Below are 24,146 nucleotides of genomic sequence, written 5' to 3' on the forward strand. Positions count from 1 at the left end.
TCGACTTCGTGACCGCGTCGTTCACGTTGATCGCCGGGAACAGCAGAGTGCCGTCGCGGTGCATCTCGTAGAGCCGGTGCACACCCGTCGTGGTCTCCTCCGTGACACCACGGATCTCGGAGGCCAGGGCGGTCCAGTCCAGCGAGCTGTTCTCCAGCACGGCGCGGACGACGGCCAGTTCCTCGTTGTCGGCGGTGGGGAGCACACCCGTCTTCCGGTACTCGACGCCCTTGTGGACGAGGAGGGTGGCGTCACCGCCGTCGTCCAGGATCATGTTCGGACCCGAGTGACCGGGCCACGTCAGGGCCTGCTCCGTGCACCACCAGTACTCCTCCAGCGTCTCGCCCTTCCAGGCGAAGACGGGGACACCGGCAGGAGCATCCGGGGTGCCGTCCGGGCCGACCGCGATGGCCGCGGCCGCGTGGTCCTGGGTGGAGAAGATGTTGCAGGAGACCCAGCGGACCTCGGCGCCGAGGGCCACCAGGGTCTCGATCAGCACGGCGGTCTGCACGGTCATGTGCAGCGACCCCGTGATCCGGGCACCGGCCAGCGGCTGGGCTGCGGCGTACTCCTTGCGGATCGACATCAGGCCGGGCATCTCGTGCTCGGCGAGAGTGATCTCCTTACGGCCGAAAGCCGCGAGGGAGAGGTCCGCGACCTTGAAGTCGGTGAAGGCGACGTTCGGCTGAGCGGGCATGCGTGCTACTCCTCGGGTTCTGATCTGAAAAGTCTGGTGGGTACCGCGTCGCCGTTCACGGCACGTCGTGGAGAGCCGGTGCGATCTCCTCGCCGGCGTCGGCGCCGTAGGCGCGCGAGACCGTGGCGAGCAGGCCGTCGCGATCGACGCTGTACGCCTGCGAGCCGACGGCGCCCAGGGCGGACGCGGCGGTCACACAGCCGAGCCGGGCCGCCGCCTCCAGCGGCAGCCGCGCGCTGACGGCCGCGAAGAAGCCGGCGCGGAAGGCGTCGCCGCCGCCGGTCGGGTCGGTGACCTCCGTGCCGGGCACGGCCGCGACCGTACGCGTCGGCTCGTTCCCGCTGTCGATCCGGGCGCCGTCGCCGCCCAGGGTGGTGACCCAGGTGTCGACGCGTTCGAGCACCTCGTCGCGGGTCCAGCCGGTGCGCTCCAGCAGCAGGGCGGCCTCGTACTCGTTGGTGAGCAGCCACCGGGCGCCGGAGACCAGCTCCCGTATCTGGTCTCCGTCGAGGCGGGCGAGCTGCTGGGAGGGGTCGGCGGCGAAGGGAAGGCCGAGCTGGCGGCACTCCGCGGTGTGCCGGAGCATCGCCGCCGGGTCGTTCGGGCAGACGAGGACCAGGTCCGGGCGGTCCCAGGCGCCGACCAGCCGCCACAGGTCGATGTCGCGGGCCTCTTCCATCGCACCGGCGTAGAACGAGGCGATCTGGTTGGCGTCCTCGTCGGTGATGCACATGAAACGGGCGGTCTGCCGCTCGGCGGAGACGCGCACGGCACCGGTGTCGACGCCGTGCTCCTTGAGCCAGACCTCGTACTCGGCGAAGTCGGTGCCCACGGCCCCGACCAGCAGCGGCCGCAGACCGAGGCTGCCCAGACCGAAGGCGATGTTGGCCGCGACCCCGCCCCGGCGCACGTCGAGCCCGTCGACCAGGAAGGAGAGCGAGACACGGGCGAGCTGATCGGGGATCAGCTGGTCCGCGAACCGGCCGGGGAAGGCCATGAGATGGTCCGTGGCGATGGAGCCTGTCACCGCGATACGCACATTGACTCCTGAACTCCTGTCGGGCGGCCCGGATCCGGGCCGCGGCGAAGACGTGGCCCGAGCGGCCGGTCAGACCCCGGCGGCGGCATTGAGTGCGGCGGCCCGGTCGGTGCGCTCCCAGGCGAAGTCCGGCAGTTCCCGGCCGAAGTGCCCGTACGCGGCGGTCTGCGCGTAGATCGGGCGGAGCAGGTCGAGGTCGCGGATGATCGCGGCCGGACGCAGGTCGAACACCTCGGAGACGGCCTTCTCGATCCGCTCCTGGTCCACCGTGCCCGTGCCGAACGTCTCCACGAACAGGCCCACCGGCTCGGCCTTGCCGATCGCGTACGCGACCTGGACCTCGCAGCGGGCGGCGAGCCCGGCGGCGACGACGTTCTTGGCGACCCAGCGCATCGCGTAGGCGGCCGAGCGGTCCACCTTGGACGGGTCCTTGCCGGAGAAGGCGCCGCCGCCGTGGCGGGCGTAGCCGCCGTACGTGTCGATGATGATCTTGCGGCCGGTGAGGCCGGCGTCGCCCATCGGGCCGCCGATCTCGAAGCGCCCGGTCGGGTTCACCAGGAGCCGGTAGTCGTCGGTCTCCAGCTTGATGTCGTCCTCGGCGAGCTGGGCGAGGACGGCCTCCACGACGTGGCGGCGGATGTCGGGCACGAGCAGCTCGTCCAGGTCGATCCCGGCCGCGTGCTGCGAGGAGACGACGACGGTGTCCAGGCGGACCGGGCGGGTGCCGTCGTACTCGATGGTGACCTGCGTCTTGCCGTCGGGGCGCAGGTAAGGGACGGTGCCGTCCTTGCGGACCTCGGTGAGCCTGCGCGACAGGCGGTGGGCCAGCTCGATCGGCAGGGGCATCAGGTTCGGGGTCTCGTCGGTGGCGTACCCGAACATCAGGCCCTGGTCGCCCGCGCCCTGCTGGTCGAGCTCGTCCTCATCGCCCTCGACCCGCTTCTCGTACGCGGTGTCGACGCCCTGCGCGATGTCCGGGGACTGGGCCCCGATGGACACCGATACGCCGCACGAGGCGCCGTCGAAGCCCTTGGCGGAGGAGTCGTAACCGATCTCCAGGATCTTGTCGCGCACGAGGGTGGGGACGTCGGCGTAGGCACGCGTCGTCACCTCCCCCGCGATGTGGACCTGGCCCGTGGTGATGAGCGTCTCCACGGCGACGCGCGAGGACGGGTCCTGCCTCAGCAGCTCGTCGAGGATGGCATCACTGATCTGGTCAGCGATCTTGTCGGGGTGGCCCTCGGTGACGGACTCCGAGGTGAACAGGCGACGGGACATGGCTCTCCAGAAGGGTGCGTGGTCGGACGGGTGGCGTGCGTGGGCTCATCCCCGCACGTTCCGCGGCAGCTCGGCGTACTGGAGCAGCCGCCGGTCACCCGGAGGTGCGCACGGCGATCGCGCCTCCCACCGTCGTCCGAGGCGCTTGAGAACGGTTCGAAGAGTGCTCGATCCGGCCGGGGCCGCCCGGCCGGGTACGAATGCTCAGCTGCCGACGAGGGCGACGCGGGCGGCGTCCGGCCTCGGGAAGGTGCGACGCGGCCTGATCTCGGCCACCACCGCGGCGAGGGCCGCGGCGAAGGCGTCGATGTCCTGCTGCGTCGTGCCTCCGTGCAGCGAGGCGCACAGGGCGGTGTGGGCACTCCCGGGCCCCGCGAGCAGCGGCGTCTCGTCGGCCACCGTCTTGCGCACCGCCACTCCCCGCTCCGCGAGGCCGCGCCGGATCAGCGCGGCGGACAGCTCCGGGTGGTGGAAGGCGAGCATCGCCGAAGGGCGCCGGCCGGGTGCGAGCAGTTCGATGCCCGCCACCCCGGCAACGGCACTGCGCAGCGCGGGAATCAGGTCCTCGTACGCCGGGGCCGGCTGCTCGGCGCGGTGGGACAGCACGGAGGCGAACGCGGCGACCGCGGCGGTCGTCGGCAGCGGTGAGACGGCCGCGGCCGCGCGGGGGGCCTCGTCGCCCGCGTCCGCCCGGGACAGTGCGTCGCGCAGCGACGGCGCCACGTAGGCGAAGCCGACCGCGCGCGGGCCGCGCAGGAACCGCCAGCCGTCGCCGGTCAGCAGATGGCAGCCGATGCCCGCGACGTCGACGGGCAACTGGCCCAGCGAGTACGCCGCGTCGACGGCGTACAGGCAGCGGTGCGGGGCGAGGAGGCGGCCGATCTCCTCGACCGGGTTGACGAGGCCCCGGTTCGCCGGGACGTGGGAGACGGAGACCAGCGCCACGGTGTCGTCGATGTGCGCGCTCATCCAGTCGAGGTCCAGGTCGCCGTCGGGGCGCAGCGGGACGACCTCCAGCCGGCAACGGGTGCGGTCGCGCACCGACCGGAGCGTGGCGAGATGGGCGGCGCTCTCGTACGGGGTGGTCCAGACCCGGTCGCGTTTGCCGAGCGCGAGACCGGACACAAGCGCGTCGAACGCGGCCGCACCGCCGGTGAACAGTTCGGTGTGCCCGTCGGGGGTGTGGAGCAGGCGTTCGAGCCGCTGGTGGACCTCGCCGTGGACGAGGTCGCCGACCCGTTCCTCCAGTTCGTGGGGCCCGTAGCGGTCCTCCACGCGTACGCACTCGGTGAGGACCGTGCGGACCGAGTCGGGCATACGGCCCTGACCTGCCGTGTTCAGGTGGATCATTTTCAGGCCCTCCCCTGTGCCGGACATTGCCAACTTGTTTGGCAATACATTGCCTACAGAGTGGAGGAGTTGGCAATCCACGCTCCAGCGGCGCTCTAGTCCGGGCGTTCCGAGGCATTACGCCATGGACCGTCCATCGAGGGGAGCACCGGAAGGCGCTCCGCCGCACCGGAGCCGGAAAGCGGCCGTATCCGCAGGTCATGGGCCATAAGGGAGAGGCGCTGCGGTGAATGGCGAAGGGATGCTCCCGTCATCGGTTTGCCCGGCTCCAGGCATTCTTGAGCACATCCCGAGCGGAATCCAAGGCACAGTTGTCAATCTTCTTGCCAAGAAGCCGCACACACCGGCAGAACCGAGTCACAGAAACAGAGGAGTCAGTCATGAAGGGTCTCGCCCGGGGTCTGATCGTCACCGCCACGCTCACCGCCGCCCTCTTCACCGCGGCAGGCGTCAGCTCGGCCGACATCGGCTGGCCCGTCGCCCCGGCCGCCTCCGACTCCGCGAACGGCCACATCGGCTGGCCCGTCGCCCCGGGCACGGACACCGGCACGGACACCGGCACGGACGGAGGCACGGACGGAGGCACCGGCACCGGCACGGACACGGGCGCGACCCCGGCGAATGGCCACATCGGCTGGCCCGTCGCCGGCGCGTGACGCGGGGCGAGCAGCAGACAGCAGGCAGCACCCCGCCCCGCGTCACAGCAGGACGGAGCAGCGGTCAGATGCGCTCAGCGGTCAGCAGCCCTCAGATGCACTCAGCGCTCAGCAGCCCCCAGATGCACTCAGCGCTCAGCAGCCCTCAGGCGCTGTCCGGCTCCTGGACGAGCCGGGGCGACGGCAGGACGGGCGCCGCGCGCAGTTGTGTGAGCGCCTCGGCGAGAACCCGCCAGATCTCGGCGGCCAGGTCGATGTTCCCGCTGGCCTGCGCCTCCTCGGCCAGTGCGCCAAGGCCCCGGACACCGCTCTCGTCGCCCTCCAGCACGCTCAGCTGGTAGCGCAGGACATCGAAGCGCACCCGGTCGCGGTACGTCATCAGCTCGCCCCGGGCCAGCCCGGCAAGCAGCGCGCGGGCGTCGTCGTAGCGGCCGGTGACGAATGCCAAGTCCGCCTTGAGACCGGCCATTTCCTGGTCCAGGGCATCCGTGCGGACGAACACGAGGGCCGCCTCCGCCTCGACGATGCGGCGCTCGGCCGCCGCCGGGTCGGCCGGGGTCCTCTGCAGATACAGCCGTCCGGCCGCGATCCGCAGCCGGACCCACAGGGTCAGGTCCTGGGCGCTGGAGAAGCCGGCCAGCGCGACTTCGAGGATGTGCTGCGCGCCCGCGTGATCGCCTTGCCGCACGCGTACGGCGGCCACCGTCCACAGCGCCTCCGCCCACAGGGTGTCGGAGCGCCCTTCGACCAGGTCCGCCAGTTCGTCGGCGTGGACGCGCGCGTCGGGCAGCCGGCCCGCCTCCGTCTCCACGGACGCCAGGGCGAGCAGCACGGCGGCCCGGTCCTCGACGCCCAAGTCCGCCTCGCAGGCCAGCCGGTGGGCGTCCTCGCTCATGACCAGCGCGGCCTGGATCTCGCCGACGGACCGCAGGCAGCGGGCCAGCCTGGTCAGGCCGCGCACCCGCAGCTCGGGCAGCGCGACCTCGTCGCCCAGGCGGACCAGCTCCTCCAGGTGGGCCCGCTCGCCGACGTGGTCGCCCTCCAGCCGGTGGGACTGGGCCAGCAGCCACAGCGCCTGCCAGCGCAGGGCGGGCGACTCGTGGCTCTCGGCCGCGTACGCCTCACGCAGGACGTCCATGGCGGTGCCGGAGCCGGTGGAGGTGGCCAGCGTGAGCGCGTGCGCGAGCGAACCCGCTGCGGGTTCCTCGAATTCGGCAGGCTGGAGGCCGAGCCGCTCGGCGAGATAGGCCACCGCGCGCTCGGTGGGCTGGCGCCCGCCGGACTCCAGCCGGGAGAGGTACCCGGTGGACATGCCCTCGCCGGCCAGCGCTGTCTGGGACAGGCCGCGGGCCAGGCGGATCTTCTTCAACCGGCTTCCGAACGCGGGCTGTCGCAACATGGACCAATTCCTCGGAGAGCAGCGGTCAGGGACGCGTACGCGAGGGGTGCGGCCACGGAGAACGAACGGGCGGGCCGGGGCCTCAGTGGACATCGAGCCTACGGCCGCTGACAACATCCGGGCAAACGTTTGCCAGAGTCCCCGACCGGATCTCCGGCAGAGCTCACGCCGCCCTTCGGCGCCGCTCCAGCGGCACGCGACCGGGCCCCGAGCGGACTCCGAGCGTTTCGAGGCAAAATGTCGAGCAGCCGTGCCGAGCGCATGTCCTCATAGGGGAGTCGCTGATGAAGTGCCTGGTGACAGCGTCGGGGCCGGAGAAGTCCGATGACGACATCGGCTGGCCGAAGCGGTCGGTCAGTTGCGGGGCAGGATACGACGCGGTCCGACCTTCGGATGGCCCGGGCGGCGCCACTCGCGCGGGTAGCCGACCGAGACCTCCTCGAAGCGCACTCCGTCGTACCAGGCCGTGCGCGGGATGTGCAGGTGCCCGTAGACCACGGTGTGCACGGGGAAGCGGGTGTGCCAGTCGGCCGTCAGCTCGGTGCCGCACCACTGCGCGAACTCCGGGTAGCGCAGGATGCCGGTCGGTTGCCGTACCAGCGGATAGTGGTTGACCAGGACGAGCGGAAGGGCCGGGTCGGCCTCGGCCGCGAGCCGGGCCTCCGTCGCCTTCACCCGGGCCCGGCACCAGGCGTCGCGGGTCGGATAGGGGTCCGGGTGGAGCATGAACTCGTCGCTGCACACGACTCCGGACTTGTACGCCAGGTCCAACGACTCCTGCTTGTTCGCGGCCTCGGGCACCCGGAAGGTGTAGTCGTACAGCAGGAAGAGCGGTGCGACGGTGACCGGGCCGCCGGGGCCGGTCCACACCGGGTAGGGGTCCTCGGGGGTGACCACCCCCAGGCCGCGGCACATCTCCACGAGGTGGTCGTAGCGTTCCACGCCCCGCAGCTGGAGCGGGTCCTCGCGCGGGGTCCACAGTTCGTGGTTGCCGGGCGTCCAGAGCACTTTGGCATAGCGGCCGCTGAGCCGGGTCAGCACCCACTCGATGTCGTGGGACATCTCGCCGCAGTCGCCTGCGACCACCAGCCAGTCGTCGTCCGATTCCGGACGCAGCATCCGCTCCACGAGCGTCCGGTTGTCGGAGAACGCGGCGTGCAGGTCGCTCACGGCCCAGAGGGTCGCGTTCTCCCGGTGCGGCATAAGTGGTGACCTTTTCGTCGTTTCCGCTATCGCTCCAGCCGTACCCGACTGCTCTCGCCCAGGATGACGGAACCGGGCACCCCGGCCCGGTGCGCGATCCGGCCCGGGCTCTCCATGTCCTCCCCCGACGGGACGGCCCGGGTCCGGGACGCGTCCGCTCTCAGGCGGCGAACAGGTCGAACGTCGACGTCCGCCGCGGTCCCGAGAGCACGTCGAGCAGTGGGTCGACCGCCAGCATCGCCTGGTGCAGCCGCTGCAACTGCGGCGACGGTTCGACGCCCAGTTCCTCGATGAGCCGCCCGCGGAGCCGCCGGTACACATCCAGTGCGGAACTCTGCCGGCCGGACCGGTAGAGGGCGACCATGACCTGCGAGTGCAGCCCCTCGTGGCGTGGGTGACGCGCGGTCAGTTCCATGAGCTCGGCGATGAGTTCCGTGTGCCGGCCCATCCTCAGGTCCGCGTCTATCCGCCGCTCCACCGCCACCAGGCGGCTCTCCTCCAGGCGCATGGCCTCGATCTCCAGGACCGGGCCGAGCCGCACGTCGACGAGCGTCTGGCCGCGCCACAGGTCGAGAGCGGAGCGAAGCCGCTCGGCGGCCAGGGCGTTGTCGCCCTCCTCGAAGGCGATTTGCCCCTCACGCGCCAGTTTCTCGTAGACACGGACATCGATATTGAGTTCCGGTATCTGCAGTAAGTAACCGCCGTGCCGAGTGGCCAGCACATCCTTGACGCCGTCGCGCGAGTCGGGACCCATTGCCGTGCCGAGTCTTCGGCGCAGCTGGAGAATATAGGTCTGCAAGGTGGTGAGTGCGCTCTGCGGCGGGTTCGAGGCCCAGATCTCCTCCATCAGAGTGGGGACCGGCACCACTCGGCTGGGATACAGGGCAAGCAACGCCAGAATCTGGCGGGGCTTGCCGGCCGTCGGGACGATCGACCCGCCGTTGACCTCGGCCGACAGCGGCCCCAGAAGCTGAACCCTCACTTCGCCCTCCCCGTTGGCGTCCGCTTGCCCGTGGCCTTCAGTGGCCAGAAAGCTGCGCTGGGGAGCAAGCTATCGGGTCAGGACTCACCGAGTGCTTTTCTCCAGCGACTCTGTAGCGGATTTCAAATAACGCGGTTTACGCAAGCTCTCGTTCTTTCATTTCCTATGACTTCTACTGGAAAAGCCGACCCGGAGTGGAATCAGTGCGCTGCGTCAGCTGATCGGCACGGCACCCGCGCCGCCCAGCGGGAGCACGGCGCCGTTGAGCGGATTGCGTCCGTCGTCGACCGGGCTCGCCAGCAGGGACTTCTGCAACCGTGCGAGCCGGGCCGACGGCTCGATGCCCAGTTCGTGCACCAGGGTGTTGCGCAGCCGCCGGTAGAGCCCGAGCGCCTCGCCCCGGCGGCCCGAACGGTGCAGCGCGATCATGAACTGGGCGTGCAGGTTCTCGTGGGTGCGGTAGCGGCTCACCAGAACCGTCAGCTCGGCCAGCAGCTCGCGGTGGCGCCCCAGCCTCAGATCCGCGTCGATGCGCTGATCGAGGGCGCAGAGCCGGCTCTCCTCCAGCCGCTTGACCTCCATCCCCAGCTGCCCGCCGGTCTGCACCCCGGAGAAGGGCGCTCCGGTCCACAGATCCAGCGCCTGCCGCAGGGTCTCGGCGGCCCTGGGGTAGTCGCCCGCGTCCATGGCGCGGTACCCGATGCCGGCGAGCCGGTCGAACTCCCGTACGTCGCTGACCCCGTCACCGCTGACGAGCATGTAACCGCCGGGGGCGGTCACCAGGACGTCCTTGGAGGTGCGGGCCGGGCGGTCGACGGGATCCTTGAGCAGGGCCACGGTGATGAGGTCACGCACTTGGAGCACGTAGGTCTGCAGGGTCGTACGGGCGCTGCGCGGCGGCTTGCTCCCCCACAACTCCTCGACGAGGACCGACACGGGCACCACCTGATCGGCGTGCAGGGCCAGCAGAGCGAGAACCTGACGCGGCTTCGGCGCGGTGGGGGTGATGGAGACCCCGTTCTCACGCACCTCCAGCGCCCCTAGAGCATCTATGTCCACGCAGCTCGCCTCCCTGGCTTCCGTCCTGTGTGCACAAGGATCACATTAAAAAACAGCACAGGCGGTTTGTCAATTGAGCCGTTGCGCCCAACGCCCCTATGACAAAAGGGGTTTAAAGCCACTTTTACGCCCCGGTTATTGGGGCGGGTTGCCATGTTTTCGGGATGGCAGGTCGGCGTGCTTGGAGCCCAGCATCGCCAGGGAGCGGATGAGCACCTGCCGGGTCTCGGCCGGGTCGATGACGTCGTCGACGAGGCCGCGCTCGGCGGCGTAGTACGGGTGCATCAGCTCGGTCTTGTACTCCTTGACCATGCGGGTGCGCATGGCCTCGGGGTCCTGGGCCTCGGCGATCTGGCGGCGGAAGATGACGTTGGCGGCGCCTTCGGCGCCCATGACGGCGATCTCGTTGGTGGGCCAGGCGTAGGTGAGGTCCGCACCGATGGACTGGCTGTCCATGACGATGTAGGCGCCGCCGTATGCCTTGCGCAGGATCAGCGAGATCCTGGGCACGGTGGCGTTGCAGTAGGCGTAGAGCAGCTTCGCGCCGTGCCGGATGATCCCACCGTGCTCCTGATCGACGCCGGGCAGAAATCCCGGCACATCGATCAGCGTGACCAGCGGGATGTTGAAGGCATCGCACATCTGGACGAACCGTGCGGCCTTCTCGGAGGCTTCGATGTCCAGCACACCGGCGAGCGCCTGGGGCTGGTTGGCGACGATGCCGACGACCTGGCCGTCCATCCGGGCCAGCGCGCAGATGATGTTGCGGGCCCAGCGCTCGTGGATCTCCAGGTAGTCGCCGTCGTCGACGAGCTCCTCGATCACCTTGTGCATGTCGTACGGGCGGTTGCCCTCGGCCGGCACCAGGTCGTACAGCCGCTCGCCACGGCGGTCCGCGGGGTCGTCCGAGGCCACCACGGGCGGGCTCTGACGGTTGTTCTGCGGAAGCATCGACAACAGGTAGCGGACTTCGGCGATGCAGGTCTCCTCGTCGTCGTACGCGAAGTGCGCGACGCCCGAGGTCTCCGCGTGCACGTCCGCGCCGCCCAGGCCGTTCTGGGTGATCTCCTCGCCGGTGACCGCCTTGACGACGTCCGGGCCGGTGATGAACATCTGCGAGGTCTCGCGGACCATGAACACGAAGTCGGTCAGGGCCGGGCTGTAGGCCGCGCCGCCCGCGCACGGGCCGAGCATCACACTGATCTGCGGGATCACCCCGGACGCCCTGGTGTTGCGCTGGAAGATCCCGCCGTACCCGGCGAGCGCCGAGACGCCCTCCTGGATACGGGCCCCCGCACCGTCGTTCAGGGAGACCAGCGGCGCACCGGCCGAGATGGCCATGTCCATGATCTTGTGGATCTTCGTGGCGTGGGCCTCGCCCAGCGCCCCGCCGAAGATCCGGAAATCGTGCGCGTACACGAAGACCGTCCGGCCCTCCACCGTGCCCCAGCCGGTGATCACACCGTCCGTGTACGGCTTCTTCGCCTCCAGACCGAAACCCGTCGCCCGGTGCCGCCGCAACTGCTCCACCTCATGGAACGACCCCGGGTCCACCAGCAGCTCGATGCGCTCGCGGGCCGTCAGCTTGCCCTTGGCGTGCTGCGCCTCGGTCGCCCGGTCACTGGGTCCGCGCCGGGCCTGCTCGCGCAGCGCGTGCAGCTCGGCCACCCGTCCACCGGCATCTCCCGTCCCCGACTCCGTGAGCCCGGAGGCCATCGCCACAGCCATGTCAGTCCCTTCCCCCAGCACCTGGACCATCCCTGTCACCGCCAGCTGCCGGGCGCCCGGTACGGCCGGGGCTCCGGCCACCGGCGCCACTGCGGCTCCAGCGCCTCGCCCTGCCGCCGCCGGCCCCGAGCGCGCAGGCCGAGCAGCAGGACGGTGAGCGCCGCCACCTCCTCGGCACCGGCCCGTCCCCGCTCGACGCGCAGCAGGTCACCCGCCCCGTGCTCGCTGATGTCCGGGTCCTTCATGACGGCCTCCTCAGACTTGTTCGATACGCCCGGGCGCGGCCCTGGGGGCGTCTTGCCGATCATGGCCGGGTCCGCGACGCCTGGCACTAGGTCCGGCCCGTCACCACCGACCGCAGCGCGGCCGCGAGCGCGTCCGCGCTCGCCTCGGCGCTTCCCGTGCCCGCCATCACCACGACCGGGTCCCGGCCGGGCGCGACGGTGCGCGCGATCTCGTACGCCGTCACCGCGCCCGGCCCGCACCCGCACAGCAGCAGCCCGCCCCCGCGCACCGCCTCCACGAGAGCGGACGGCAGGGCGGGCGGGGGTCCCTGGCAGCGCAGTTCGACGATGCGTTCCGGGCCCTCGTGCAGGCGGGCGAAGCGGTCGTAGGCACCGGGCACCACGCCCTCCTGCGCGACCAGGCAGATGACGTCCGCGCCGGGTTCTCCGCGCCGCAGCGTGGTCAGGGACGGCGCCCGGGCCCCCGGCGCGCCGGACGGCCGTACCGCCGCACGCGGCACGTCCAGGCCGTCCAGCACCTGGACGAGCTGCGCGACGGTGGCGCCCGCGTCGGTGAACTCCGCCAGGGCACGCAGCATCCGCACGCAACTCGACAGCAGCAGCGCGGCGTCGTCGTCCCGCAGCACCGCGCGGTCGTAGAGCGAGGTGAGACCGAGGCCCCCGTCGGGCTCGTGGCGCGCCACGAGCGTGACCGCGGCGCCACTGCCGCCGACGAGGCGCGGCACGTCGACCCGGACGCCCTGGGCCTCCAGTTCCGCACGCACGGCCGGGACCATCGGCGGCCTGCTGTCGAAATCGACCGTGGTCTGCGCCGGCCGCATCGCGCGGCCGCTCCACTGGCTCAGCAACTCGTCGCTGACCCATGGGTAGTTGGCCATGTCCAGTCCGGCGTCGCGCAGCCGCAGCATCAGCGCGTCCAGGGGTTCCGCCGGGTCGACGGTCACCGTCAGGGGGGCGCAGCCGCCCAGCAGGCCCGGCACATCGGCGGCCTCCGGCAGCGCGACGTCCCTCCCCGACAGCCGCACGCCGAAGGTCACGTGCCCCGGGCGCACGGGGTCCTGCTGCGTGCCCCGGTGCAGCAGCAGCGCCCACACCAGGTGCAGCGCGCTGCACTCCCCGGCGCCCCGGGCCGTCGCCCAGGACCGCAGCCGCAGCACCTGCGCCGGGCTGAGCCGGCGCCGCATCCGCGCGTCCCCGCTCTGCCGGGTTGGACCGCCCGGCCGGCCGGGGCCGTCCGCGGCGTCCGGCGGCGGGGCGGCCCGGGACCAGTAGGCGCGTGCGGCGTCCGGGGACTGCGCGGCCAGCCAGCGGGCGTGGTCGCGGACATCGGGGCGCCGTTCCCCTCCGGGCAGCGAACCGCCCGCCAGGTACGCGCGGTAGAAGGCCCGCAGGAGGACGTGTACGGCACGCTCGTCCAGCAGCGCGCGGTGGTACGTCAGCAGGACGCGGGTGGCCGGCCCGGCCCCGTCCGCGCCGGTCGGGGCGTCCTCGAACAGCGTCAGCCGCAGCAGCCCGGCCCGGTCCAGCGCGAACCCCTGGGCGCGGTCGTCCTCCAGCAGGTCGTTCCAGGACCGGATCGCCGTGCGGGAGCGGTGGGCGACCTCGATCTCCGCGTGGTCGTGCAGCACCAGCCGGGGGGCGGCCACCCAGTCGAACGCGCTGCGCAGCACCGCCTCGCGGGCCGCCACCGACTGCCACGCCGCCACGAAGCGGTGCGGGTCCAGGGGGCCCGTCCAGCGCAGGGCCACCTGCTCGACGTGCCGGCCGGGGTCGTCCGGCGCGCGGACGGCCGCCCGCACCCGTGCGCGCTGGGTGCCCGACAGCGGCACGGTCCGCGCGCCCCCCGGCAGCAGCAGGAGATCGGCGAGCAGTTCGGGCGTCAGCGGCGCCCGGGCGCGGGCGGTGTCGCGCGGGACGAGCGTGAGGGTGTGGTGGCTGTCGGTACGGCTCGTGAACAGGACGGAGAAGGCGTGGTGGCGTTCGACGAGCCGGGCCGCCAGCTGGTCGGCCTCGGCCGGTGTCAGCGCCCCGTACAGCTCCAGCACATGCGAGCCGTCCGGCGTCGTGGCGGACGCCGTATGGGTCGCGCACAGGACGCCGCCCGGGCTCGGGCGTCCGCCGCTCATCCCCGGTCCCGCGCGCCCTCGTCCTCCGCGGCGGAGGTGCCGGCGGCCGCGGACGGGTCCGCCGCCCGTCCGGGCAGCGCACCGCGGTGGGCCTCACTCACCAGATACCGGTCCACCCGGTGGGTGTCGAAGGTCCAGGCGTCGGTGTCGGGTGCGGGCGCGGCCAGCCGGGTGCGCCCCTCGGCGTCCTCCTCGAAGCCGACCCGGGAGAAGCTGTGGCGCAGGCCGTAGCCGAGTGCCTTGGTGTACGCCTCCTTCAGGGTCCACAGCCGCAGCAGTTCCGCGCGCTGTCGCTCCGGGGGCAGCGCGGCCAGCCGCCGGGCCTCGCGGGGAGTGCACATCTCCTCGCCCATCAGGTCGAAGGGGATGGACCGGTCGGCCCGTTCGATGTCCACGCCGATCGCGCCCGTGCGGCTCACCGCGACGACGAGCAGTTCGTCGGTGTGCGCCAGGCTCAGCGAGAGCTCGTCCCAGCCGCGCACCCCGGGCCGCCCGCCGGGCCGGAAGGTGAAGTCGATCGCCTGGACGGGAACCTCCAGGGCGGCGGCCACGGTGTACTTCATGACATAGCGCGAGGCGGCGAACCCCAACCGCTGCACGCTCCCGGGGAACTGCCGGTAACGGGGCCAGTCACGGCCCAGCGTCCGGTGCAGCTCGGGATCGAGCAGCGCGGCCGGGGCCCACACCCCCCATGTGGTGTGCACGACCACGCGGCCCGCGATGCCGAAACGGTCCTGCACCGAATCCCAGGGCCCGTCGGGGCAGTTCACGTACACCGGTGCCCCGCCGGCCGCGGTGGTCTCCCCCGCGCCCCCGGCGGTCACCACAGGATCCTGGTGGCGTGGAGGTCGCTGTCGGCACCCAGCCGGTCGCGCCGGTCCAACTCCGCCTCGACACCCGCCTGCGCCGCGTCGAACGGGCCGACCGGTGGCAGGCCGAGGCGCTGGACTGCGCGGGCGAGCGCCACCGGCACCCAGCCCCCGGAGCCGAGGAACCGGCTGCCGCCGTGCCCGGCCGCGTCCCTGCCGACCGCCAGCACCACGCAGGCCGTGAGGAGTTGGGCGTACCGCTCGGCCGCCGCCGCGCCCGCGCCGGGCACGTTCCGGTCCGGTCCGGTCAGCAGCCGGCGCTCGGCGAGCAGCCGCTGCGCAGCCCGGGCCTGCCCGGCATCCCGGCCGGCCGCGCCCGGGCCACCCCGGGCCACCGCGGCATCGAGGGCACCGTGCAGCTCGGTTTCCCAGTCGACGGGCGGGGCCTCGTCGCCGGCCGCCGCGCCCCCGCGCACCGCGGTGAGGTGGGCCGCGGCGCGCCCACCACCGGGGCCGGCCGACGACGGCAGCGCGCGGATGAGCTGGGCCCTGCAGTCGGCCGTTCCGCTCGCCTCGCGTACCCGGGGCACCCCGGCCGCCGTCCGCACGCACCACCGCAGCGCGGCGCTGTCGGGCCCGTGACCGCACTCGCCCAGCGTGAGCACGGCCTCGTCCAGGATCTCGGCGGCCAGCGCGGGTACGACGCAGCCCGCCGCGGCGCGCAGCGACCGCCCCGTACCGGGCGAACGGCTCAGGGAGCGCAGCGCCACGGCCGTCAGGCTCTCGCACACGAGCAGGTCGGCGAAGCTCCGGGCGAGGGAGGCACGCCAGCGCGACAGTCCCGGTGTCCGCCGCTCCCCCTCGGCGACGGCGCGCACCGCCGCGCGCAGGGCGGTTCCGGCCGCGGCGCTCAGTGCCGCGGGCCCCAGCAGCCGGGTCAGTTCCACGGTCCGGTCCGGCAAGGGCCCGTCGGTGGCGGACAGGGCGGCTACGACAGCGGCATGGCCCTCCTCCAGGTCGCGGCGCAACAGCGGGCGCAGGGCGGCGGCCATCACGTCACCGCCGGCGAAGTGCCCGCCCGTGCCGGCCGGCCGGATCTCGGACTCGATGACGTCGGCGAGCGCGGACAGCTGCCGCCGCCCGCCCTGGTGGGCCAGGGCGTAGTGGCCGTACGGATTGGCCCGGTCGCGCGGGTCTCCCAGCAGCGCCTCCAGACGCCAGGCGCGCTGGGTGACGGCGGCCGGCAGCGGCGCCGCCGCGTGGAAGGGCGGCACGACGGCCGGCGTGACCGCCCGCTCGACCCGCAGGAGCGATCCCTGCCCGCTGGGGTCTTGCGTTTGGATCATGCCCATCGGCGTGCCCTCCTCGTCGGTCCTGCCCGTGCGGTCGGTCACCCCACGTGGCGCAGGGCGCTCTCCGCATGCCACTTGGCCAGCCCGAGGATCTCGGCAGCGGCCTGCCCCAGCCCCGTACGCACCTCGTGGCGCGCGTCGGTGAGGGTGGCCCCGGCACCGAGGAACGAGGCGAGGGCCTCTTCCCTGAGCATCACCGAGTGCGTACAGACGACCGTGAGCCCCGTGCTGTCCGGCAGCAGGGTCCACCGCACGGTGTGCCCCGCGAGGATCTGCGGGGCCACGACGTCCTTGTGGACGATGCATCCGGCGGCCGGGAAGCAGAGCCGGACGGCGCCCGAGGTGACGGTGTCGCCGCCGTCCCAGGCGGTGCTGTCGATGTCGACGATCTGCACGCCCGGGGCGTCCGTGCTGACCTCGGTCCACTCGATGTGCGGCACCAGGTCGGGCCAGTCCTCGACGCGTTGGAGGAAGTCGTAGACCAGTTCGGGCGGCCCGGTGGTGCGGACGCTGTCCGAGAAGGCCAGCAGCAGTTCGTCCAGCCGCTCCCAGCGCTCGGCCACCGCCTTGACCTCGTCGAGCCGGGCCCTGACCTCCGTGTCGAGCGCCTGCGCCGCCGCACCGGCCCAGGGCGCCGGAAATGGGGACGCCCCCAGTTCGCGTCGCAGGCTCAGCACGCTGCCGCCCTTGCGGTCGGTCGTCACCCGCCAGACGCCGCACCCGATGACCTGCTGCGTCGCGGGATCGATCCGCTCGGTCTCGATGGTTCTGGCGTGCGGGTGCAGGTGCCGGCGCACATGCAGGGCGCGCAGGCCGTCGCTCGCCATGTCCCACAGGTGCAGCAGCTCGTGGGAGCCGTCACCGTCGATGCGCTCCGTATGGACGTACGACGGAAACAGCACGGGCCATCGGAGCGGGTCCGCGAGCAGGCCGTAGACCACGCCGACGGGAGCCGCCACCGGGATCGCGTGTTCGGCCACGTGTGCTTGGTACGAGGACATCCGTGCTGGCCCCCTCTCCAACGGCCCGGATCAGCGGACCAAGGATGCGGCGTCCGGCTGGAGTACGACTTGAGGCAGGCAGGACCCGGCGACCCGTCAGCCGGAGGCGGCCGTCCCGGCCGCCAGCCCGCAGCCCTGCCCCGGCCACTCCTCCGGAGCCGGGGCGGACAGCCAGGACAGGAGGAATTCCCGGAACGGGACCACGTGCGCGTACGGCGGCTGCTCCGGACCCCGGGTGCCGCCGAGCAGCACCACGCCCGCGATGGCCGCCGAGATGACGGTCGCCGCGCCCTCCGGGGAGACCTCTTCCGGGAGTTCGCCGGCCTCCTTCGCCCGTTCGAGCAGGTCGCTGACCCACTCGTACCACCAGACGACGACACCGCCTCCGCTCTTGCGGGAGGGGTCGCCGCCCAGCCGGAGGCCCGCCCGGGTCACGGGGTCCGCACCGACGGCTTCGAGCAGGCGCGTCACAGTGCACGCCAGGCACTGGAGCAGGGTGGCCGAGGACGCGCTGCACTGCTCGACCATGCTTCGCAGGGTGAGTTCGGCGGTGTTCTCGACCGCGGCCGCCAGCGCGTCCTTGTTCGAGAAGTGGAAGTGCAGGGCACCGGTGCTCACGCCGGCCCGTTTACTGATCACGGGGAGGGAGGCCAGGGCGTATCCGTCGTCGGCGAAGACCTCCGCCGCCGCGTTGATGAGAGCACTGCGTGTGCGGGCCGCCCGCTCCTGCTGGACCATGGGTTCCTCCTCATTCCGCCCTGAGCGGCGCGCCGAGTCCCCCCACTCCGGTCTCTCCGCGGACAGCGGTGTCCTGGCTCGAAAACAATACCAAACCGCATGCCTGGTTGGTTTATGGGGAGCTGACACGTCCGCCACCGGTCGCGGACGCGCGCAACGCCTGAAAAAACGAGGAAGAGCAGGTACGCGCACATGTGGTCGCCAGGCGGTCCGCTGTTTCCCGCTGACGCTGCTGCCGACCGCACCGGATCACGGTGCGGCCGGCAGCAGCAGGAATCAAGGGGTTCTCGAGTGCGGTATGCCTGCTACGTGCCGACGGACACGAACGGCATGTCGGGCTCATCCTGGATCTCGGCCAGGACCCGGGCACCGCGGTCCGGCGCGGTGTCCAGTCTGATCAGCGCCGCAGGCGTGGCGACGGCAGGCAGTACGTGGTTGTAGAGAACGGAGATGCGCTGGTGGAGATCCTTCCAGCCGGACTCCGCCTCGGACATCGTCTGGGTCCCGATCCACGCGCCGACGAAACACTGCGCGGTCTCCTCGGGGTTCACGTGCGGCAGCGCCTCGCCCCGCTCCTTCGCCTCGGTGACGAGCTTGGCGATCAGGCCGGCCCAGGCGGGCCACGCGCTGCCGAACCGGGCGCGGCCCTGCATGTCGGCCGAGAGGCGGATACCGGCGAGCAGGATGACATCGCGGGGAATCCGGTGGGCCAGTGTCATCCCGATGTCGACCCACTCCTGCAGCCTCAGATCGCGCGGCGCCCACCGCGCGGGGTCGACCTGCGCCTCTATGACGCCGCGCGCCAGGGCTTCCTTGGAATCGAAGTGGAAGTAGAGAGCGCCCTTGGTCACGCCGGCCCGCTCAAGGATCTCGGCCATGGTGGCCGCTGCGTAACCCCTTTCGGCGAACACCCCGGCGGCGCCCTCTATAACAGCGCGGCGGGTACGTATCGCACGCTCTTGCTGTGCCATGACCCTCCTCCGGTGGCGAACAAAACCGAACGGGACGTACCTTACCCGTTTACAGCCCTGTACGCCGCTCCCCCCTGGGGCCGTTCAGGGAAGAGCGGTGCCACATTCCGGGGTCACCAGGCGGTCCGTCCTCCGTCCACCGGCACCGTCACGCCCGTCACGAAGCTCGCCAGGTCACTACAGAGCCAGGCGGCCGTCTCCGCCACCTCTTCCGGGGCCGCGGCCCGTGCCTGCGGCGCGGACCGGTGGGCCCGCGCCTCGGTTTCCGGTGAGTTCGCGAACCACTCGCCGGTCATCTCGGAGCGGGTCAGCCCCGGAGCGATCGCGTTGACGCGGATGCCCTGCGCGGCGTACTCGACGGCGGCCGCCTTGGTCAGCCCGATCACCGCGTGCTTCGACGCGATGTAGGGCGCCCCGGTGGCGGAGGCCACCAGCCCACCGACACTGCTGGTATTGACGATGGCCCCGCCCTTGCCCTCCAGCATGGCCGCGATCTCGTGGCGCATGCAGTTCCACACCCCGGTCACGTTCGTCCCGACGACGCGTTCGTACACGTCGTCGCCGATGAGGTGCATCGGGGTCCTCGGGAGGCCGACGCCAGCGTTGTTGAAGGCCACGTCCAGTCGTCCGTGCCGCTCCACGGTGCTCTCCACCACGCGCCGTACGGCCTCCCCGTCACGCACGTCCAGGACCTGGTGGGTCGCCTCGGCACCCGTGCCGCGCAGCTCGTCCGCGAGCTCGCGCAGCCGGTTCTCCCGACGGGCCGTCAGCACGACGACGGCACCGTGCCGGGCGAACACCCGCCCGGCGGCGGCCCCGATACCGCTGCTGGCACCGTGGACGATCGCGACCTTCCCCTCCAGGATCGGGGCGGTGCCGTTCATACGCACACCTCCGCGCTCTCCGGCCGGGCCGCGTCCTGCCAGACGGTGCCCGCCCCGGCCTCCCGGTCGAGCCTGCGCACCAGGGCCTCGTCGATCTCGTCGAGCGAACCGACCACGTGCCGGGCACCGGCCGCACGCATCAGGGCCGGCTGGAAGCCGTGCTCGAAGCTGCTGGGATGTCCGATGAAGGGCACGTCCAGCTCGCGGGCCCGGGCCGCGAACGAAGCGGCGTCGTCGATGAAGAGCACCTGCTCGCGGCGGAGGCCGAAGCGATCCTCGGCGATCTCGCGGATTCCGGGCCGGAAGTCGTTGGTGCAGATGTACCCGGGAGCGGTGAACCAGCTGGCCCGCTCCCCCAGATGGCGCTCGAAGTGGTCCGCCCCGAGGCCGCCGTAGCACACGAGGCCGAGCCCCAGCGCCCGCAACCGATCGAGTAACGGCAGGGCACCGTCGATGAGTCGCACCGGCTGCGTGCGCAGGTAGCGCTCACGGGCGGCGAAGTATGCCTGGATCACTTCCTGTTCGGTCGCCCTCACGCCGGTGGCCTCGGCCAGGACACGCGCCGCCGTGCTCTGGGTCTGCGACAGCAGCCGCTGCTCCAGCCCGGCGGTGTAGGTGCCGCCCCACTCGGTCACGAGCTGGTGCAGGACGGGGCTGAACGTGTCGTTGAGCAGGACTCCGTCGATGTTGACCGCGGCGAGGCGGAGCGTACAGAGTGGTGCGTTCATCTAGGCGATCTCCCTGTCGGTCTGAGGGTCTGACGGTCACCCTGGGCATCCCGCGGAAAAACATCGCACACAGCAGGTTTCTGTGTTGGTGTATTTCCTCACCTCGGAGCCGATGAACACCCCTTAAGTCCGATTCTCCCTGCTTTCCACCCCTATTTGACGCAGCGAACGCTCAGCAAACCGGAATGTTGGACTCAAGTAAACGAGCCACACTTGGCAGAGATTTTACTTTCGGTCTCACGTTAAGAAAACCGGTAGGTCCGTATCTTATAGGCGTCGTCGCTGACCGCACATTCAAGACGGGGGTCCCCATGGCTCTGTCCATCGCCAGTGGCAATACCGAACTGCCCGATATGCCCAAGCTCACTACGACGGTGCCCAAGGAATACGTCCATCGGGCGTCCCTGGCCGAAGTGTTCCTCACCGGCTGTACCGCCCAGGAAGGACTGTCCTTCACCCTCACCGGGCAATGGCCGCGCGCTCACACCCTCTTCAACAGCGCGGACGGGCGCAGCCACGACCCGCTGCAGGTGGCCGAGACGTTCCGTCAGGCCGGCATGTTCCTGGCGCACGCCGAAATGGGCATACCACTCGGCCACCACTTCGTGATGTGGAACCTGAACTACACGACGCATCTGGAAAACCTGGACATAGGCCCGCACCCGACCGACTTCGTGCTGGACGTGAGATGTGCGGACATCACCTACAGCGGGCGAAGAGTCAGCCAGTTCCACATGGAGTTCGCCATCCACCGGGACAGCGCCCTCGTCGCGCACGGAACGTCGCACTTCTCCGCCATCGCCCCGCGCGTCTACGCCCGCCTGCGCGCGAGCCGTCCGCAGCGCGACGACTCCGCGGTGCCGTGGCACGAGCCGACGAGTGCGCCCATGGCGCCGGCCTCCGTAGGCCGCCACCTCGCCGCCGATGTGGCGCTCACGCCGACCGGGGATTCATCGCGCTGGCTGCTGACTCCGGACCTGAACCACCCGATCTTCTTCGATCACGCCGGGGACCACCTGCCCGGCATGGTGCTGCTCGAAGCAGCGCGCCAGGCTGCGTGCGCCCTGACCGCCCCCCTGGTGATGCCCCCTTCGAGCGCGGCCACGGTCTTCCACCGCTACGCCGAACTCGACCGCCCCTGCTGGATCGAGGTGACCCGGCTCTCGGCGGAGCACAGCGAACTGATGACCGTGGAGGTCGTGGGGCGGCAGGACGGCGAGGCCGTCTTCACCTCGACCATGACCGGCCCCTTGCAGCCCCTGTGAGACCGCGCTGCGGCCACGGGCCAGGCTCCGCGACCCGCCGTACGCGGTTCAGGAACGGGCCGGAACCGTCTCCGCCGTGCCCTGCGAGCGGTTGGTCTTCTCCCCCACCTCACCCGGCGCGACCGTGCGCGGGTCGACCGCCTCCAGGGGCGAGCCGACCTTGTACGGGCACTCGGGGTCGTCGGGCCGGTTGGGGCGGTCGTGCGGCAGCAGGTAGAACGTGCGGCGGGCGAACAGGCCGCTGCCGAGGCTGCGGGGCGCCTTCGGGGCGAGGTTGGAGTAGCCGATGAGACGGCCGTCCCGTTCGTACCGGGGCTTGCCCTTACGGGTGTTGACCTTGTCCAGGGCCTGCCGGACGTAGTCGAGGCCCATCGGGTCCTCCAGCCACACGATCTCGACCTCCTGGGCAACATCGCCTTCCTGGGGCAGCGCGCTCATCGGCCCTCCTGCGTGTGGGCGGCCGCGGGTCGGCCTGGTGGTGTGTCGTTCGAGAAGCCGGTACCCCGACCGGCAGTGCGCCGACCGGAACATCCGCCTCCATCGTACGGGTGCCCGACAACCGCGGGCAGGGCGCAGTCGGTCATCGTGCGCTCCCCTCGACTGCGCCGTCCGGCAGCAGTGCCAGGCCGGGGTAGAGCTTGGTCGCGTTGTTTTTGATCATTTCGGCAGGTGACGCCAGACCGAGCTCCTGTCGGATCCGGCTCGCGAAGGCGCGCGGTGTGGAGGCGCGAATGCCTTCGTCCGAGCACCAGCGGCAGTAGGTCTCGTACAGCAGCTTCTGCTCGACGCGCAGGTCGGGGTTGGGCCCCTCCCCCTCGCCCTTCGTGCATCGCTCGATGACGAACCGCCCGACGTGGTCCTCCGTGGTCTCGTACGCGGCCGTGGCGACCCGTACGGAGTCGGGGCCGGCGAGCGAGTCCCGGGTGGCCAGATAGCGCTGGGCGCCCTCGATGAGCCACTGCAGGATGCCCGGGCCCTCATCGGCGACCAGCTCGGCGGCGAGGTTGTCGATCTTGCGCTCGTCGGGAACGCGCCGCTCGAAGGGGATGATGCGCATCCGGCGCCAGAACGCGTGGCCGCCGGTGCCGACTTCGGGGCAGTGGTTGCCGAGCAGCCAGAGCTTGTGGGTCGGGGTGAAGGTGAAGAAGTTCTGCCGCATGCGCCGGGCGGTGATGGTGTCGCCACCGGTGAGCAGCTTGACCCGGGCCTCGTTGAACTTGTCGTTGGGCTTGAGCTCGGAGCAGACGACGATGCGCCGCCCGTGCAGCTCGGTCAGCTCGGTGGAGTGTTCGGTGAACTTGCCCTTCTCCATGAGGAATCCGGGCGGCGCGGCGTTCGCGTAGTCGCCGAGGATCTGCGTCATCACCTCCAGGAGCACCGACTTGCCGTTGGCCCCCGAGCCGTACAGGAACGGCAGGACCTGCGCACCGACGTCGCCGGTGATGGAGTAGCCGAGCAGCAGGTGCAGGAAGCGGGTGGTCTCCAGGCCCTTCTCGTCGTCTCCGAAGGTGTCGCGCAGAAAGCTGTCCCAGCGCGGGACCGGCATCTTCTGCGGGGCGACGGTGGTGGCGCGCGAGTGCATGTCCGTGAGCGGATCGGGCTTGCGCAGTTCCCCGGTGCGCAGGTCCACGACGCCTGTGGGGGTGCACAGGGCGTAGATGTCGCCGTCCAGGGCATCGGGGTCCAGTCGCAGGCTCGGCGCGGCCTGGGCCTGGAACAGGAGGGCCTTGACCCCCGCGGTCGACTCCGAGTGACGGCTGTGCCCGGCCAGCTGCCGGTCCGTGAACCGGCCGCTCGGGTCGTGGTCGGCATACTGCTCCGCCATCTCGCCCGCGGCCCAGACGGCGGCCTCCTCGCCGCCGGTCAGCTTCCAGCGGTACGTGTCCCAGGAGTGCCAGCCCATTCCGATGACGTACCGGAACCGGTCGCGGTAGAGGCGTGCGAACAGCTTCGCGTTGCCGCGGTCGGTGAGGGAGCTCGGAAGCAGGCCGGCGGGCCGGGCGGCGGGCGCCTCGGCCTGCTGGGCGGGAAGACTCGGCTGCTCCCGCAGAGCCACGTCGAGGCTCTGCTGATGAATCTGCCGGGCTGCGGCTTCGGCGTCGAAGCGCACGGGCTCCACGCTCATGAGCGTCCTCGCGCGGAGAGCGGGCGCTGCGCGCCGACGGCCCGTCCGGCGGGGACCGGTGGGAAGGTCGGGGCCTGGTCGAGCAACTTCGGGTCCTTTGTCGGGCTGTTCGCGTGCGGGTCATGTCCCGCACCTCCAAGAGGCTGCGCCGGCGGGACCACGGGACTGAAGGGACTGAAGCTTCTGAGTTGCCGAGCAGAGCGTAGCCCACCCCCGGGGGGCGCGACCGGGGAAGAGCAACGTGTCGGGAAAACCCAGTCCCGTCAGTCCCGTGGCAGCGCCCGGCCCGGTGGCGCCCCTGCGGCTGTTTCAGTCCCGTGCGGGCTCGGCCCCGTTCAGCCCCGTCCGTAAAACCGCAGGTCAGAGCATTGGCCTGCACAACAACGGGTCTGACGGGGCTGAGCCCTGTAGTTATCCCCAGCATAGAGAAACAGATGTCGTACGCGCGCGTACGCGTGTTCCCATATTCCTGAGTAGCTGATAACTACGAGGTTCCGCCCCGTCAGACCCG

The 24,146-nt window shown here is 71.4% G+C and carries 22 protein-coding genes; 2 read left to right on the plus strand and 20 right to left on the minus strand.

Annotated elements, in window-relative coordinates:
• From E6R18_RS20395 to E6R18_RS20410, 4 genes are all read right to left on the minus strand, one after another.
• The coding region (locus tag E6R18_RS20395; protein ID WP_136318339.1) for an adenosylhomocysteinase at positions 1–697 on the minus strand (697 nt) is incomplete at its 3' end.
• A 55-nt stretch (positions 698–752) separates the two neighbouring features.
• On the minus strand, positions 753–1,736 hold the full coding sequence (locus E6R18_RS20400; protein ID WP_136318340.1) for a carbohydrate kinase family protein: 984 nt from the start codon (positions 1,734–1,736) through the stop codon (positions 753–755).
• Positions 1,737–1,805: 69 nt separating this feature from the next.
• Positions 1,806–3,014 carry a methionine adenosyltransferase gene (metK, locus tag E6R18_RS20405; RefSeq protein ID WP_136318341.1) on the minus strand — a complete coding sequence of 403 codons (1,209 nt, stop codon included), beginning with the start codon at positions 3,012–3,014 and terminating at the stop codon, positions 1,806–1,808.
• A 204-nt stretch (positions 3,015–3,218) separates the two neighbouring features.
• A complete protein-coding gene (locus E6R18_RS20410) occupies positions 3,219–4,364 on the minus strand; it encodes an aminotransferase class V-fold PLP-dependent enzyme (RefSeq protein WP_136318342.1) in 1,146 nt (381 codons plus the stop codon).
• A 380-nt stretch (positions 4,365–4,744) separates the two neighbouring features.
• Here E6R18_RS20410 and E6R18_RS20415 point away from each other — a divergent pair, with 380 nt between their 5' ends.
• On the plus strand, positions 4,745–5,020 hold the full coding sequence (locus E6R18_RS20415) for a hypothetical protein (RefSeq protein ID WP_136318343.1): 276 nt from the start codon (positions 4,745–4,747) through the stop codon (positions 5,018–5,020).
• A 145-nt stretch (positions 5,021–5,165) separates the two neighbouring features.
• Here E6R18_RS20415 and E6R18_RS20420 read toward each other — a convergent pair whose 3' ends face one another.
• The 14 genes from E6R18_RS20420 to E6R18_RS20485 all read right to left on the minus strand — a co-directional run bounded on the left by E6R18_RS20420 (position 5,166) and on the right by E6R18_RS20485 (position 20,245).
• Positions 5,166–6,419, minus strand: a complete 1,254-nt coding sequence (locus tag E6R18_RS20420) for a helix-turn-helix domain-containing protein (protein WP_136318344.1) — start codon at positions 6,417–6,419, stop codon at positions 5,166–5,168.
• Between the two features lie 354 nt (positions 6,420–6,773).
• Positions 6,774–7,622 (minus strand): metallophosphoesterase, encoded by an 849-nt coding sequence (locus tag E6R18_RS20425; RefSeq protein WP_136318345.1) that lies wholly within the window; start codon positions 7,620–7,622, stop codon positions 6,774–6,776.
• 160 nt (positions 7,623–7,782) lie between these two features.
• Complete coding sequence (locus E6R18_RS20430) at positions 7,783–8,604, minus strand: AfsR/SARP family transcriptional regulator (protein ID WP_136318346.1); 822 nt, start codon at positions 8,602–8,604, stop codon at positions 7,783–7,785.
• A gap of 213 nt (positions 8,605–8,817) precedes the next feature.
• Positions 8,818–9,663 carry an AfsR/SARP family transcriptional regulator gene (locus tag E6R18_RS20435; protein WP_136318347.1) on the minus strand — a complete coding sequence of 282 codons (846 nt, stop codon included), beginning with the start codon at positions 9,661–9,663 and terminating at the stop codon, positions 8,818–8,820.
• A 135-nt stretch (positions 9,664–9,798) separates the two neighbouring features.
• Positions 9,799–11,391: an acyl-CoA carboxylase subunit beta gene (locus E6R18_RS20440; RefSeq protein ID WP_136318348.1), complete on the minus strand. Its 1,593-nt coding sequence runs from the start codon at positions 11,389–11,391 to the stop codon at positions 9,799–9,801.
• A 35-nt stretch (positions 11,392–11,426) separates the two neighbouring features.
• Positions 11,427–11,636, minus strand: coding sequence for an acyl-CoA carboxylase epsilon subunit (locus E6R18_RS20445; RefSeq protein WP_136318349.1), 210 nt, complete (start codon positions 11,634–11,636; stop codon positions 11,427–11,429).
• Between the two features lie 86 nt (positions 11,637–11,722).
• Positions 11,723–13,762 (minus strand): condensation domain-containing protein, encoded by a 2,040-nt coding sequence (locus tag E6R18_RS20450; RefSeq protein WP_136318350.1) that lies wholly within the window; start codon positions 13,760–13,762, stop codon positions 11,723–11,725.
• Positions 13,759–14,586: a 4'-phosphopantetheinyl transferase superfamily protein gene (locus E6R18_RS20455; RefSeq protein WP_136318351.1), complete on the minus strand. Its 828-nt coding sequence runs from the start codon at positions 14,584–14,586 to the stop codon at positions 13,759–13,761. Before E6R18_RS20455 ends, E6R18_RS20450 begins: the two co-directional genes overlap by 4 nt.
• Positions 14,583–15,917 carry a hypothetical protein gene (locus E6R18_RS20460; RefSeq protein WP_136318352.1) on the minus strand — a complete coding sequence of 445 codons (1,335 nt, stop codon included), beginning with the start codon at positions 15,915–15,917 and terminating at the stop codon, positions 14,583–14,585. The genes E6R18_RS20455 and E6R18_RS20460 overlap by 4 nt, the downstream gene beginning before the upstream one ends.
• A gap of 44 nt (positions 15,918–15,961) precedes the next feature.
• Entirely contained in the window at positions 15,962–16,903 is a 942-nt protein-coding gene (locus E6R18_RS20465) for an SRPBCC family protein (protein WP_136318353.1), read from the minus strand.
• 117 nt (positions 16,904–17,020) lie between these two features.
• On the minus strand, positions 17,021–17,662 hold the full coding sequence (locus E6R18_RS20470) for a ScbR family autoregulator-binding transcription factor (RefSeq protein WP_136318354.1): 642 nt from the start codon (positions 17,660–17,662) through the stop codon (positions 17,021–17,023).
• 305 nt (positions 17,663–17,967) lie between these two features.
• Entirely contained in the window at positions 17,968–18,633 is a 666-nt protein-coding gene (locus E6R18_RS20475) for a ScbR family autoregulator-binding transcription factor (protein ID WP_136318355.1), read from the minus strand.
• A 113-nt stretch (positions 18,634–18,746) separates the two neighbouring features.
• Positions 18,747–19,517 carry a glucose 1-dehydrogenase gene (locus E6R18_RS20480; RefSeq protein WP_136318356.1) on the minus strand — a complete coding sequence of 257 codons (771 nt, stop codon included), beginning with the start codon at positions 19,515–19,517 and terminating at the stop codon, positions 18,747–18,749.
• Complete coding sequence (locus E6R18_RS20485) at positions 19,514–20,245, minus strand: HAD family hydrolase (RefSeq protein WP_136318357.1); 732 nt, start codon at positions 20,243–20,245, stop codon at positions 19,514–19,516. The genes E6R18_RS20480 and E6R18_RS20485 overlap by 4 nt, the downstream gene beginning before the upstream one ends.
• Positions 20,246–20,556: 311 nt before the next feature.
• Between E6R18_RS20485 and E6R18_RS20490 the strand changes: the two genes are divergently transcribed.
• On the plus strand, positions 20,557–21,510 hold the full coding sequence (locus tag E6R18_RS20490; RefSeq protein WP_136318358.1) for a ScbA/BarX family gamma-butyrolactone biosynthesis protein: 954 nt from the start codon (positions 20,557–20,559) through the stop codon (positions 21,508–21,510).
• A 48-nt stretch (positions 21,511–21,558) separates the two neighbouring features.
• Here the strand turns inward: E6R18_RS20490 and E6R18_RS20495 are convergent, their stop codons facing one another.
• Positions 21,559–21,948 carry a DUF6009 family protein gene (locus tag E6R18_RS20495; RefSeq protein ID WP_018554470.1) on the minus strand — a complete coding sequence of 130 codons (390 nt, stop codon included), beginning with the start codon at positions 21,946–21,948 and terminating at the stop codon, positions 21,559–21,561.
• A gap of 142 nt (positions 21,949–22,090) precedes the next feature.
• Positions 22,091–23,635: a phage/plasmid primase, P4 family gene (locus E6R18_RS20500; RefSeq protein ID WP_136318359.1), complete on the minus strand. Its 1,545-nt coding sequence runs from the start codon at positions 23,633–23,635 to the stop codon at positions 22,091–22,093.
• Between the last annotated feature and the right edge of the window lie 511 nt (positions 23,636–24,146).

Source organism: Streptomyces sp. A1277 (genome assembly GCF_004795015.1).
In the GTDB taxonomy this organism is placed as follows: domain Bacteria; phylum Actinomycetota; class Actinomycetes; order Streptomycetales; family Streptomycetaceae; genus Streptomyces.